Source organism: Phycisphaerae bacterium (assembly GCA_028714855.1).
Classification (GTDB): domain Bacteria; phylum Planctomycetota; class Phycisphaerae; order Sedimentisphaerales; family Anaerobacaceae; genus CAIYOL01.
On sequence record JAQTLP010000010.1, the window covers coordinates 20,067 to 33,494 of the forward strand.

A 13,428-nucleotide genomic window follows, 5' to 3' on the forward strand; every position below is an offset into this window, starting at 1 on the left:
ATGGAACTTATAGTTGATGGCATTATCTACTGTTTGCAGTCGAAAGGCGGGATTTCAAGACTTTTCCGTGAAATCCTTCTGCGGATGTGCGAAACCGATGACTCATTAAACATAACTCTTTTGATAAAAGGCCGACTAAAACAGGCGCTGCCTCGGCATCGGCACATTAAACATCGTTCTATTCCTGATATCGAGCGTTATCTGCGTCCAAAGCGAATATGGAGCTTACTTATACCAGCGGCTGACGGCCTTATTCAAAAAATATTGATTGGACAAGGTTCAGGAAAGGTTTGGCATTCGACCTACTACACTTTACCGCAAAGATGGAAGGGACATTCGGTTGTGACGGTTCATGATATGATATTTGAACAGTTCCGTGATTTCTACAACGGCCAAAACGCTGATCTTCTCAGAGACAGAAAGCAGCAGTGTATCCGCAGTGCTGATGCCGTGATTTGTGTTTCTGAGACCACCCGCAGGGATGTAAAAAACTTCTATGGGTTTAATTCCGACTCTATTTATGTAGTGCCGAATGCGTGCAGCGATGTTTTCAGACAACTGGAGCAAAGTGTAGATACCTCCAGGCTTCCAACCGACCGGCCTTTCTTGCTTTATGTTGGTATTCGCAGTCCTTACAAGAATTTTGGTATGTTGATGCAAGCCTACAGTAAGTGGCACCGGCAAAAGGAAGTGACGCTTGTATTGGTAGGAGCAAGACCTTGGTCGGACGATGAACGGCGGCAGCTTGCGCGGTTGCAAATACAGGACTGTGTTCATCTATTGCAGGATGTTGATGATGAAACACTTTGTCGTCTTTATAATAAAGCGGCTGCATTTGTTTTCCCCTCCCTTTGTGAGGGCTTTGGCATACCCTTGCTTGAGGCAATGACCTGCGGCTGTCCGATTGTTGCTTCCCGTATTCCCTCTACGATTGAGGTGGCGGGAGACTGCCCGATATATTTCGACCCTGCAGAAGAAGATGATTTGCTCATCGCTTTGGATACTGCTTTGTCCGAGGGGCGAAACTCCGCAAGAATACAGACAGGCCTTAAGAGGGTCAAATCCTATTCTTGGGATAAGACAGCCGCTCAAACACTGGAAGTATATCGAAATTTATATGCCTAATTTGCAAAAAATGCTATTACGAAGTCCGACTCTGAAAGATTTGCCGTCTGCTCCTGCGGGTAAAATCGGCTGGCCATGGACCGAGCAGAGCAAAATTCTGCTGGACACGGCTCCGGATGGTCAGCCTTGGCCTAAAATAAGCATTGTTACACCCAGCTATAACCAGGGAAAGTTTATTGAAGAATGCATCCGTTCAGTATTGCTGCAGGGTTATCCGAACCTTGAATACATCATCATAGACGGCGGAAGCACGGATGAAACCGTTGAGATTATAAAAAAATATGAGCCGTGGCTGGCCCACTGGGAAAGTGAGCCGGACAGAGGACAAAGCCACGCAATCAATAAAGGGTTGCTGAAAAGCACGGGAAGGTTTTTCAACTGGCATAATTCTGATGATATCCTTACGCCCAATAGTCTGGCGACTATGGCCTCAACAATAATCAAATACCCGCAGGCTGGCTACATTCATGGATATCGTATTCTTGTTGATTATAAAAGCGTTATCCAGCACGGCAACGAACCTATCGAAAGCGACAAGGTTAGTTTCTTACCTGAACTGACGACTGCGATTTCTATGTTGAAGTCGGGTTATCAGCCGGGCTGTCTGATGGATAGACAGCTTGCGGTTGAGGTCGGTATGGTAGATGAGAGTCTTCATTATATTATGGATATTGATATCTTATTAAGAATCGCTTTGGTAAGGCGCCCTGTATATATACCATTTCCCGCTGTCTATTTAAGGATTCATCCCGAAGCGAAGAGTACTAAGTGGAATTCCCAGCGGGCCAAAGAAAGGATTTACCTTGCCGGTAAAATATTCAGCCGCTCTGATTTACCGGATTCCATAAAAAAGTTAAAAGGGCAGGGGCTTGCAGCCGCCCATCAATTCGCCTGGCGTTGTTATGGCGAAGCGAGAATGTACCCGGTTGCTTTATGGCATTTATTATTGGATATTTTTTACTCACCTTATAATGGCTGGAGAAGACGGTTTGCAAATTACAAATTGCTCAGATTTGGCAACCGAACACGAAGTTTTCTCGAAAAAACTACCTCTGATTAGAGAAGAGCGATGCATCTAAAATTCTGGTTTAAAACTGTTCTTTACCTTTATACTCCCGGTGGTTATGGATATGTGCGTCATCTTCGCAAATTCCGTGATACCAGTTATGTCTACAGCCGCGATAAACATAGCGTTCGCAATAAACATCACGCCCAAAGCGGCTGGAAAGAGCAAAGCCAAGGTGATTTCCATTATCGAGATTATAAGGATTACCAGGAGTACGTAAATCATCAGGGTCAAAAGTTTAACGAGATACTGAAGATGCGTGGCGGTTTTATAAATGAGGCAATAGTGGCTTATCGCCACAGGTTCTATAGTCGGTTCCGTCATTTATCAGCTCTTTTGCCGAAATCGGCACACATCCTTTGTGTCGGTGCACGACAGGGAACGGAGGTCGAAGTTTTGAGGGATATTGGTTTCAAAAATGCTTATGGCATCGATTTGAATCCAGGACCTGATAATAAGTTTGTTCGCATCGGTGATTTTATGCGTCTGGAGAACGCTGACTCCTCTCTGGATATGATTTATAGTAATGCGTTGGACCATGCTTTTAATCTCGAATCTTTTTTCCGTGAGCACGCTCGTGTGATAAAACCGGATGGGTATATATTATATGATGTCGCCGGACAAAATAAGGAGCATGGAGCGTTTGAAGCTGCTGGCTGGAAATCACAGGAGGTGCTGTTTCTTTTGATGCTTAAATATTTCAAAAGTGTGGTAAAAGTAGAAACGGAGCCCGGCTGGATGTGGATATTGTTACAGGGCAAAACAGGTATGTAAAACATTTTTTTAGCAGGGATAACTCAATGAACATTGAAAATATTAAAACTTTGCTTCCCTTTATAAAAAAAAGGCAATTTGGGAAAGCGTTCTCGCTGGCTTTTAATCAGATAGACCATCATATCAATATAAAAGTTCTTAAAAAAAGGGAGGTTGTCAGAAAAGTAAACAATTACCCGATGATTCTGAACTTCGAGGAAAAAGGATTGTCGAGAGATCTGATAATTCACAGAGAAAGAGAAATTGCCGAAACTGAAACAATCAAAAAAATCGTAAAACCGGGGATGTGTATCCTGGAAATAGGGGCAAACGTCGGCTACTACACTATTCTTATGGGAAAATTAGCAGGTAAAACCGGCAAAATATATTCTTATGAACCATATCCTCACAGTGTTGACATTCTCACCCGTAATGTCAAGCTGAACAATCTTACTGATATTGTTGAAATTCACAATATGGCGATTTCCTGCGATAATACCGTCAAAAGGTTATTTCTCGGCAACGCAACGAATGTCCACAGCTTAATAAACTACAAAACCGGCGATAACAATCCGGACTATGTTGAGGTTAAAACTAAGGATATTAGAGAAATCTTGGTAAGTGCCGATAGAAAAATTGACCTGTTAAGAATGGATATCGAAGGTCATGAACGTGAGATTTTTAACAGGTTAAGCAGTGATATTAAGGCGTTTTTACCTGCTCAAATATTTTTTGAGGTTCACCCACTGGGCAACATTGACCCGGACCCGACGTTTACAAAACCATTGACGAATATGCTGGACCTGGGGTACTGCCCCGACTTGGTTATTTCGTCTTCTCACGTTGACGCCAAAAAAAGATTTGATGAGCTGAACTATCAGCCGTTTAAGAGTACGGGTGTTAATGCGAGCATGCATTATTTGTATAATAACATAAAAGCTTCGGATTTATTAAAGGTCGCAGCAAGACGCCCGAAAATAACAAGGGCTATCTTGTTAAAACGTGCGGAATAGATGCAATATGGCAACAGGGCGAAAAATTGAAACACGCGGTCATATTGTAGGTTTTAGGGAGGAGATTGATAATGCTTCCCATGGGGGCAAGGACGCATTTTTCACCTGGTTTGATAGTGCCGAGAACGCCGACACTGCGTTTTTAAGAGGACAATGGGATTTTATGGTTCATATTGGCCTGCCGTTAGCTGGATATATTAGTAATCCTGAAGGTAAAATTGCTCTGGAGATAGGACACGGCGGGGGAAGAATCCTGTTGGCTGCTTGTAGAAGTTTCAAAAAAGTAATAGGTGTTGATGTTCATAATAACAATAGATTAGTCGAAGCAGAGCTTAGAAATCGAGGCGCGTCTAACTTTGAACTGTTCAAAACTGACGGCAGCACAATACCCGTTGAAGACTCTTCCGTAGATATCGTTTATTCTTTTATTGTTTTACAGCACGTAGAAAAAATTGATGTTTTTAAACGCTATTTGGCGGAAACCCAGCGCGTATTAAAACCGGGAGGAATTGCCATCTTGTATTTCGGCCGAAAGTGCGTTTGTTCCTTAAATAGCAGCTCCCGTATTAATTATTTGATTGATTGTATTCTTGAGAGATTCTTGCTAATAAGGGGCTTTGAAGAACTTCCGGCTAAAGTAAATTGTAAAAACCTGATAGTCTCTTTGAGATATGCCGAAAAACTCGCCGATGGATGCGGGTTTCTTACGCTGAAAAAATGCGTTTCACATAAAAAAGTCCCTGATGGGTTCTCCTTGTATGGAGGCCAGCATGGTCTAATTTTGAAAAAGCCGTAAACTTCAAAGTAATCATCGCAATGCTTTTGAATAAACGATACATAAGAACAGTTGAAGACTCTATAAGAAATAAAATAAACCGTAAGGATATCTACTATATAATAGAAGGTGCAAAGTGGTCCATAGATCACGATGGCCGTTCCATAACGGCGAATTTGCCCGGCCTTAGTTCAGCTGTTGTTACGACCTGTCGTGGTATAAGAAACAGCATAGTACATTTTGGTTCAGTTAACACATTCCTAAATAATGATGGGCCAAAGTTTCCCCACAAAAGCAACAAATTAATAGTGACCTGGTTTCATGTCTCACCGGCCGACAAACGTGTCGAATTTATCTCACAGACAGTAAAACACGTGGGTTTATGGCATACTTCTTGTAACCTTACCCGAAATAAGTTGATAGAGTTGGGGATACCGGAAGAAAAAATAACGGTAATTCCTCTCGGTGTTAATCTGAGCGCCTTCGGCGTGCCGACGCCGCAGCAAAAAGAAGATATACGTGCCGAATTGGGTATCCCGAAGGGGAAAATTGCAGTCGGCTCTTTTCAAAAGGATGGCATCGGATGGGGTGAAGGGCTGGAACCTAAATTGATAAAGGGACCGGATATTTTTTGCGATGTGGTCGAGAAATTACGCCAGCGATATGATTTGTTTGTAGTGCTTACAGGCCCGGCTCGCGGGTACGTCAAACAACGGCTTGAAAAGTCGGGTATTCCTTATTTGCATCATTTCCTTAACGACCCTGATGACGTCGCCATGTATTATAAAACGCTGGACATTTATATTGCGACAGGCCGATGTGAAGGCGGACCAAAATCTCTGCTCGAATCATTGGCCGGCGGTGTTCCCTTCGTCTCTACAAAAGTCGGTATGGCCCCGGATATAATAAATGACGGTGAGAATGGATTTCTTTGTGATGTTGACCATGTTGATGAAATTGTGAGAAAAAGCTCCGTGGTTCTGGAAAATAGGGGAAAAACGCAAAAAATTGTTGAAAAAGGGCTGGCAACAGTGCGCCGCTACGATTGGACCTGCATAGCCCGGCAATATGAACGTTTTTTATACAAGCGTGTTTTAGGAATAGTATGAATATAATTATTACAAGTAGAAATGGATTCAGACACCAGATATTTTTATCTAAGGCTGTAGAATACTTTGGTTCGCATATTTCAAGGATATATATACAGGATATCGAAAGAAAAGAGGATAGTTGTTCCTGCTATGGTAAAATACGAAATAAATTATCTGCAGTTAAGCACAAAATTCTAAGCAGGGGAAGAAAGAACCTTGATGATTACTTGCGAGATTTGTATGACAATATTGATTCCGGTTTATGGAAAAAATCTAATGCTGTAAAAAAATATGTAATAGATATTAACCGTCCTGATGTTCAAAAAGAAATATACGATTTGAAACCGGATTTAATTTTAATTTTTGGGGGAAAAATCCTAAAAGATGCATGGGTTGATGGTGCCAGGTATGGCTCAATCAATTTGCACTACGGTATCCTGCCTTATTATAGAAGCAGTCATTCGACTCAGTTTGCTTTATACCATGAAGCCTACGAAAAGCTTGGGGCGACTATCCATTATATTGACAAAGGCGTGGATACCGGTCCTATAATATCGAAATTTTATGTACAGCCGAACGTAAATGACCTTCAGGAGTTAATGGCCAATATCTTTAAGGGTGGAATTGATGCTTTGATTAGGACCGCCTTAAAAATAATTAATGGAGAAAAAGTTACAGGAAATAGTGAGCGCTCAGAAGACAGCTATTTTCCGGGAAAGGCTTTTAATGATCGCGTAAAGCAAACTGCAAATTTAAGATTAAAAGTACTTAATAAATACAGATTTCCATGTGTTTCAAGGGCCTTGAGGAACATACAAAATAAATCGTCTTATTCTTTAGTAAACCTCAAAAAACGCAACCGCCTGGAAAATGGCGTATATATTTTCTTGTATCACTCTTTGGTAGATAGTAATAATTGTAAGGAATGGGAAAGATGTTGTACCAAAGTATTGACATACAAGAAAGATTTTTGTGACCATATCAATTATCTGTCGGAAAATGCAAATTGCGTCAAGCTCAGCGAAGTCCCCAAAATCCTTTACAAAGGCAGTTTCGAAGAACCTTATTACGCCGTAACGTTTGATGACGGATATTCAAATATATTGGATAATGCTTTTGAAATATGCAAAAAAAAAGGCGTATATCCAGCTGTTTTTGTGAACAGTAATTTTGCAAGTCAAAGACAAATATATTATCGAGTTTTACTGGGGCTTTTGCTCAGCAGGGGGTGCCATAACGATGTTAGGGCGGAAATCACAAAAATCTTTAATATTAATGATGAAATATCATTATTCGACTTTTGCAAAAAATATTATCGTTACGGGGAAACGGAACGTATCATCAGCAGCATTTGGAATAAGTGCTTCGCAGATGAAAAAATTAGATGTCATTTGGACTGGAATCAATTGAGGTTTTTGCAGGAAAATGGTTGGGAAATTGGTAACCATACAATGTCGCATCCTGTGCTGTCGAAGTTATCGTATGAACAACAAAAAATCGAGATAGAAAAGAATTATCAGGAAATACAGCAGAACGGCCTAAATTGTATTAAATGGTTAAGTTTCCCCAATGGAAAGCCTTGGGATATAAATGAAGACACACGCACCTGGATGGGAAATAACCCTGATTGGTATGGCATTGTTGTTGCTAATGGATATAATCACTTCTACTCCCAAAATGAATATTTAAGAATCGGAATAGTTAATGATAATATCCGGCAATTTAAAAACAAAATTGCATGTTCAAATTATAATATAAAATCATTGCTGAAAGGTTGTTGAAACTGTGTTTAAAAAGTTTTGTAGCTTCTTTGGTAATAAGCGAAAGTGGTATGAAGATTTGTGCGAGTACTATTGTGTAACACCGCAGCAGGCGAAGAAATTGGGGCCGCGTTCCGACACACGCAGACCTTGCCTGCCTAACTCATCCACGACAAATCCGGTCGCCGGAAAGACAATGGACGAAATTTGGGAAGGCAGACCCCGCAATACCGCTGAAGAAATTTACCGGTGGCAGAAGGATATGGGGTCTTGGATTTCTTTTCGCCAGTGTTATTATCATCGCAACGACCGTTTTGATTGGCTTGTCAAAACTCTGTCGTCCGAAAGCAAATACTGCGAGTATGCCTGTGGAACTTCACCGATATGCAACTGGATTGTGGAAAACGTGAAAGACATGGTGTTTAACTTTACGACGGTTGACGTTGACTGTGAGCATCGAACGTTTGGCGAATGGCGTCTTAGAAAAAGGATTGAACGCAGTGGCCGGCCGTTCACGTTGCAGGCCTTGATTGTTAGACCTGATGCTCCGTTACCGTTGAAGGACCAATACGACGTCGTAAGCATTATTGAGGCCCTTGTTCTTATTCATAACCCGCTTGAGGTGGTTCGGCACGTAACGGAGCACCTCCGAAAAGGCGGCAAGTTATGGGAAACATACACAGTTATGGACGATCCCCGCACCAAAAGTTGGATATCTTTTCGGCAGGCTCAGGAGCAAAGGCCCGCCGTCTTTGATTATATTCGTGCAAATTACAAGCTTCTCGAGGGACCAGACCCGGACACCCCGAAAGATGCTGGAAGGCGATGCTGGGAAAAGGTATAAACATCTAAAATCAGCCGACCGCGTCGAGGCTGTCTCATCCCACATAATCACAAGATTATCTTGCTATAACCCCTTGAGCAGATGAAGGTTAGCTTTAACATAAAATTTATCGATAGCGCCTACGGAGGGGGGATGAGTTTTGCAAATTTTTTGAAGGCGTTTCTTGAGAACAAAGGGGTAACTGTCATCAATCATTTAGACGACGATGACATCGATATCATTCTTCATGTCAACATTACTTTTACATCCGCCTATTCTTTCTATGCGGCTTATCTTTACAAACTTGATCATCCCGACACAATTATCGTTCATCGTATGAATGATTCCGGCATGCATCGCTCAAATGCCTTAATGAGCCGTTCGATGATTACCTGCTGTGGTTATTCGGATTACTTGGTTTACATTTCAGAGTGGCTCCAGAATCTGATGCAGCCGAAGTCGTCTGCAGCAAAACCCTCTATTGTAATTTATAATGGAGCTGATGCGGCGATATTTAATCAATCCCATCATAAAGAATGGGACAAAAAGTCTAAATTGAAGATTGTTACTCATCATTGGAGCAGCAATTACCTGAAAGGGCACGAAATATATAAACATCTGGATGAGTTATTAGATGAAAAACCGTTCCAGGAGAAATATGAATTCACCTATATCGGCAATTATCCTAAAGGTTTGCAATACAAAAACACGCAACTTATACCGCCCTTAAATAAGTTGGAGCTTGCTGCTGCATTAAAGAAGCACGATGTTTATTTGACCGGCGCCAGAGATGAGGCCGCGGGTATGCATCATATCGAGGCTGCCCTTTGCGGACTGCCGATATTATATGTTAATTCAGGAGGAATACCGGAATACTGCAGAGAATATGGCATTGAGGTCAGTAAAGAAAATCTCCGGCAAGCCCTGTTGCAAATATATAGGGATTACGACAGGTATTATAATAAAATGAAAAGTTATGCGAACACCGCTTCTGCTATGAGTGAAAATTATCTGAAACTTTTTGAGGAGTTGATTCCCAGAAGAAAAGAATTTTCAGAGCATGCTGTAACATTGAAACATACGCCATTTTACAATCTTTACAGGGGCTGTCTTCGCCTCAAAGACAAATTGTATTCTCTTTGCTTAAGAAGAGGCAGCTTAATTTCCCGGATTCTAATGTTTTCTCTCCGTTAATTTCGTTATTTCTGTCTATTACTATGCAGCTTGCCTTGTTTTTCACACATGGTATTTCCCTCCGGATTTGGCTCGACACCGGCTTGTTCGACCGTGAAAAGCAACTGTATGAGGAGCATCTTCGCAGGGGGCATCTTGAAAAAGTATATTGGCTGACTTACGGTAAAAAGGATGCCGAATTAGCGGAGCAATTAAAGTTATCCAGCCGACTTGATAGCCGTATCGAAATCCTTCAGATGCCGCATCTTTTTTGTAGTCGCTGGGGCTGTTTGATTTATTCATTTCTTATGCCGTTGATTCACTTTGCCGTCCTTCGTCCTTGCGATATTCTTAAAACCAATCAAATGGACGGAAGCTGGGCCGCCGTCATCGCAAAATGGCTGTATCGCAAGCCTTTGATTGTCAGGACTGGTTTCACCTGGTCGCTTTTGAGAAAAACGCAAAATGCGCCAAAACACCGGCAAATACTGATTAGAATAGCTGAACGGCTCGCATATAAAAATGCCTCGGTGACTACAGTTACTACTCAATCTCAGGCCGGTTATATTATTGAGAGCTACCGCCTCTCTGAAAAGAATATTCAGGTAATACCCAATTATATTAACACGCAGCTTTTTACGCCCGGAGAACCGGTTGAGAAATATCCTGACCGGCTTGTGTTTGTCGGTCGGCTCAACGAGGAGAAGAACCTTTTCAACCTCATCGAGGCGGTCGCCCAAACCAGTCTGACCCTTGACATTTACGGCCAAGGCGACATTCGCGACAAGCTGGAAACCCTCGCAAAAAAGCTCAATGCGAATGTTAATTTTATGGGCGTCGTTCCCAATAATGAGTTGCCGGCGGTTCTTAATCGTTACCGCTATTACATATTACCCTCACTGCACGAAGGAATGCCTAAAACATTGCTGGAGGCAATGGCCTGCGGACTGGTATGTATCGGAACGGATGTGAATGGGATAAATCAGATTATAGAGGACGGCGTCAGCGGTTATCTGGCAAGAGGAACACAGGCCGATGCGATTGTTGAGGTAATAAAAAGAGCTGCTCGGTTGCCGAATGATTCCCTTACCGCAGAGGGATTGCAACTGGTTCGAAACAACTTCTCACTCGAAACTGTAGTAGAACGGGAGAAAGAAATAATCGCAAACTTGAAAATATGATACGCTATTTTGATAAAAGTAATAACCGGCTTGTTTATGTAGGCAAAGCGGCCGATGACGCCTATTGGGACCAGCACTGGAAGGTTGAAAGTTCAAAACTTAAAGAACAAATTAAGGTTAAGGGCGATAGGTTTATAATCGGTTATACCCAAAAGTACCTTCCGCTGGGGACTAAAATATTTGAAGGCGGATGCGGACTGGGAGGTAAGGTTTGCGCCCTTCATTATAATGGGTATGATGCCTACGGGGTTGATTATGCGAAGGAGACTATCGAAAAAGTTAATCAGTATGCGCCTGAATTAAAAATTAAGACCGGCGACGTCAGAGATTTGCAGTTTCCGGACAATTTTTTTGACGGCTATTGGTCGTTGGGAGTCATAGAACATTTCTACGATGGTTACGAAAAAATTGTAAGTGAAATGTTTCGAGTGCTTAAGCTGGGAGGCTATCTTTTCCTGACAGTACCTGTAATATCTCCTCTGAGAAGAGCTAAAGTGAGGCTAAAAAAATACCCTGAATATAAGGAATCTGAAGAAATGAGGGAGAATTTTTATCAGTTCGCGTTTGAACCGGAGGATATTATCAATGATTTGAAAAGTAAAGGATTCAGCTTGGTCGATGTGAAACCTTGCGATGGGATTAAAGGCTTGAAAGATGAGGTCTTGATATTAAAACCTTTTCTGCAGTATCTGTATGATAAAAGAGGTCGTGCTTCAAGTCTGATGAAGAAAATATTGGATGTGGCATTTAGACGTTTTGCAAACCATGTATGCCTGTTTGTTATGCGGAAGGTTGAAACAAATTGGAGCTGATAAGAGAAATAAATTCCGACCAAAGCGGAGATTTTGAGCTCGTAAAACCGAACAACTTTATTGATGCTCCTGCGATTTCAGTTGTAATGTCGGTTTACAATGGTCAAAAATATCTGCGTGAATCGGTTGACTCAATTCTGAATCAAACCTGTAAGAGCTTTGAATTTATCATTATCAATGACGGGTCAGAAGATAACAGCTTGGACATCCTCCTTGATTACCAAACTAAAGATAATCGGCTCTTAATAGTAAACCAAAATAATATCGGCTTGACACGTTCGCTAAACAGGGGGATAAGAGTAGCTGCATCTGAATACATAGCCCGTCAGGATGCCGATGATATTTCTCTCCCCACCAGGTTCGAAAAGCAGCTCAATTATATGGAAAATCATCCGGAAGTTGCTGTAATCGGCTGTCTTGGAGACGTATTCAGCGTCAATGGCATTCTCCGAACAACCAAAGACACCAAATACTCCCGGGATGGAATAAAACGGCACCTGGCAAGTAAAAATCTGTTTATGCACGGCTCAGCGATGATGAGAAAATCCTGCTTGGCGAAGGTTGGTTTCTACCGTGAATTTTTCCGCCATTCGCAGGATTATGATTTGTGGCTGAGATTGTCACAGTATTCCGATATTGATATTTTACCCGAACACTTGTACCAGTATAGAGTTACTCCTGAGGCAATAAGCGTTTCCCGCTGGTCGATTCAGAAACAATACGCCGATATTGCCAGAAAACTGCACGCAGAGCAGCTTGCAGTGGGTAGAGATTCTTATGATATGTTCGTCCGGTCCTATCCGGATGGTTTGCCTGTTTGCGAAGACAAAGCAGGCAAATGTGAGTACCATCTTTTTTTGGCCAGGGAATTAGTGGGTGGCAACAAGTTAAAGGATGCCCGCAGGCAATTACGGCAACTCTGGCAACTGGGCTGTCGAAGGCCGGAGATGCTCTTTTTGCTTTTGAAAAGCCTGCTCGGGGAAACCTTGCTTAACTTGCTTAGGCGACTCAGAGCTCTGATTTTTGAAATGGATGCGTGAACTGAAACTATGGATACGGATGTTGTAGTTCTCATCCCGCATTACAACAACCTCGAAGGGTTGAAACGGTCGCTGCTTGCTGTTTCTCGGTCTATCATTCCGGTTGATGTACTGGTTGTGGATGATGGCAGCGATACACCTGTTGAAGAAGAGCAATTGCGACAGATATATCCTTTGACCATCGTTCTGCGTTCGCCGACAAATGAAGGCATCGAACATGCCCTCAATCGCGGGCTTAAATATATTTGTGAACGTCAACCGTACAAATATGTCGCACGTCTTGATGCCGATGATATCTGTTCTCCGGATCGCTTTGCTAAACAGAGAGAATTTCTAAACGACAATCCCGATGTCTTTTTAGTGGGTTCATGGGCATTGTTTGTTAACCATTCCGGAAAATCGCTCTGGAAGTTTTGTCCGCCGACTGACCACAAATCCATCGTTAAGAAAATGTTTATAAATAATATGTTTTGCCACCCAACAGTGATGTGTCGGCTGGAAGTATTCAAAGAAGTCGGCTTTTATTCTACCGAGCATCCTTCTGCTGAGGATTTTGCCTTGTTCTTTAAAGTCACTCGGCGATTCAAAGCAGCTAATATTCCCGAATATTTAGTGCGCACCTTTGTTACGCCGGGTGGTATTTCGTTGGGCTGGCGCAATCAACAGTTGAAGTCCCGAATCAGAATTATACTCGAAAATTTCGATTTTTCGTTCTGGGCCTTTTACGGTCTGACGCGTAATCTTATTTTGTGGTTTTTGCCTGTTTCTTTCGTGCAAAATTTGAAATGTCGGTTGTTTAAACCGTAAGAATGGTAG

13 protein-coding genes are annotated in these 13,428 nt (G+C 42.1%); all 13 read left to right on the forward strand.

The window, feature by feature from the left end:
• The 13 genes from PHG53_08710 (at position 1) to PHG53_08770 (ending at position 13,419) form a co-directional block, all read left to right on the forward strand.
• Positions 1-1,125 carry a glycosyltransferase family 1 protein gene (locus PHG53_08710; GenBank protein MDD5381698.1) on the forward strand — a complete coding sequence of 375 codons (1,125 nt, stop codon included), beginning with the start codon at positions 1-3 and terminating at the stop codon, positions 1,123-1,125.
• Positions 1,118-2,185 (forward strand): glycosyltransferase family 2 protein, encoded by a 1,068-nt coding sequence (locus PHG53_08715; GenBank protein MDD5381699.1) that lies wholly within the window; start codon positions 1,118-1,120, stop codon positions 2,183-2,185. Before PHG53_08710 ends, PHG53_08715 begins: the two co-directional genes overlap by 8 nt.
• 9 nt (positions 2,186-2,194) lie before the next feature.
• The gene (locus PHG53_08720) at positions 2,195-2,965 is read left to right on the forward strand and encodes a methyltransferase domain-containing protein (GenBank protein ID MDD5381700.1); all 771 of its coding nucleotides are present in this window, start codon (positions 2,195-2,197) and stop codon (positions 2,963-2,965) included.
• 26 nt (positions 2,966-2,991) lie between these two features.
• Entirely contained in the window at positions 2,992-3,957 is a 966-nt protein-coding gene (locus PHG53_08725) for an FkbM family methyltransferase (protein MDD5381701.1), read from the forward strand.
• Between the two features lie 7 nt (positions 3,958-3,964).
• Positions 3,965-4,753: a class I SAM-dependent methyltransferase gene (locus PHG53_08730; GenBank protein MDD5381702.1), complete on the forward strand. Its 789-nt coding sequence runs from the start codon at positions 3,965-3,967 to the stop codon at positions 4,751-4,753.
• 20 nt (positions 4,754-4,773) lie between these two features.
• Positions 4,774-5,841, forward strand: a complete 1,068-nt coding sequence (locus tag PHG53_08735) for a glycosyltransferase family 4 protein (protein ID MDD5381703.1) — start codon at positions 4,774-4,776, stop codon at positions 5,839-5,841.
• Positions 5,838-7,604, forward strand: coding sequence for a polysaccharide deacetylase family protein (locus tag PHG53_08740; GenBank protein MDD5381704.1), 1,767 nt, complete (start codon positions 5,838-5,840; stop codon positions 7,602-7,604). Before PHG53_08735 ends, PHG53_08740 begins: the two co-directional genes overlap by 4 nt.
• Positions 7,605-7,608: 4 nt before the next feature.
• The gene (locus PHG53_08745; GenBank protein MDD5381705.1) at positions 7,609-8,427 is read left to right on the forward strand and encodes a class I SAM-dependent methyltransferase; all 819 of its coding nucleotides are present in this window, start codon (positions 7,609-7,611) and stop codon (positions 8,425-8,427) included.
• 132 nt (positions 8,428-8,559) lie between these two features.
• Positions 8,560-9,600: a glycosyltransferase gene (locus PHG53_08750; protein ID MDD5381706.1), complete on the forward strand. Its 1,041-nt coding sequence runs from the start codon at positions 8,560-8,562 to the stop codon at positions 9,598-9,600.
• A complete protein-coding gene (locus PHG53_08755) occupies positions 9,546-10,760 on the forward strand; it encodes a glycosyltransferase family 4 protein (GenBank protein MDD5381707.1) in 1,215 nt (404 codons plus the stop codon). The genes PHG53_08750 and PHG53_08755 overlap by 55 nt, the downstream gene beginning before the upstream one ends.
• Entirely contained in the window at positions 10,757-11,572 is an 816-nt protein-coding gene (locus PHG53_08760) for a class I SAM-dependent methyltransferase (GenBank protein MDD5381708.1), read from the forward strand. Before PHG53_08755 ends, PHG53_08760 begins: the two co-directional genes overlap by 4 nt.
• Complete coding sequence (locus PHG53_08765; protein ID MDD5381709.1) at positions 11,563-12,612, forward strand: glycosyltransferase; 1,050 nt, start codon at positions 11,563-11,565, stop codon at positions 12,610-12,612. The genes PHG53_08760 and PHG53_08765 overlap by 10 nt, the downstream gene beginning before the upstream one ends.
• A 9-nt stretch (positions 12,613-12,621) precedes the next feature.
• Positions 12,622-13,419, forward strand: a complete 798-nt coding sequence (locus PHG53_08770) for a glycosyltransferase (protein MDD5381710.1) — start codon at positions 12,622-12,624, stop codon at positions 13,417-13,419.
• Positions 13,420-13,428 lie beyond the last annotated feature (9 nt).